Source organism: Arthrobacter sp. GCM10027362, assembly GCF_042679445.1.
Classification (GTDB): Bacteria; Actinomycetota; Actinomycetes; order Actinomycetales; family Micrococcaceae; genus Crystallibacter.
The window spans coordinates 1-542 of the sequence record NZ_JBHTML010000458.1 but is presented as its reverse complement, the minus strand read 5'-3'; the positions used below and the strand labels follow the sequence as shown (position 1 = coordinate 542).

The following is a 542-nucleotide window of genomic DNA, read 5'->3' as shown; positions in this document are numbered from 1 at the left end:
CGTCCGGGTCAAGGAGCAGCAGGCCCGGCTGCAGGCCGAGCACGAGGCCGCCGTGCAGAACGGCCAGGCACGCGTGGAGCAGGCGGTGCAGGCCCTGAACGCCGCCGCCCGGGCCCTGCAGCAGCGCACCGTCCCGGTCCTGGCGGATGCCCAGGATACGCTGGCCGCGGCGGCCCTCGAGCTGGCCGAGGCGGTCCTGGGCTGCGAACTGGCCGACGGCGAGCGCGGCGCCCGCGCCGCCTTGGCCCGGGTACTGGGACAGGTGGATGCCTCCGGGGTGCAGGCGGTACGGATGCACCCGGCGGACCTGACCGCGCTGGATCCCCAGGTGCGCCGGCAGGCCGGCATCCAGTTCGTCCCGGATTCCGGGCTGGAGCGCGGCGACGCCGTCGCCGAGTTCGCGGACGGCTACCTGGATGCGAAGATCGGCACCGCGCTGGCCCGGGCCAAGGCCGCCCTGCAGGCGGGCCTGCCGTGACGACGACGGCGGCCCGGCCCGGGCCGGCCCAAGGTGCCGGGACCGTTCCAGGGCAGCCTGTCCG

The 542-nt window shown here is 76.8% G+C and carries 1 protein-coding gene; it reads left to right on the top strand.

Annotated elements, in window-relative coordinates:
- A partial coding sequence (locus ACFQ36_RS23340) for a FliH/SctL family protein (protein ID WP_377018024.1) occupies positions 1-478 on the top strand: 478 nt, incomplete at its 5' end.
- Positions 479-542: the final 64 nt, after the last annotated feature.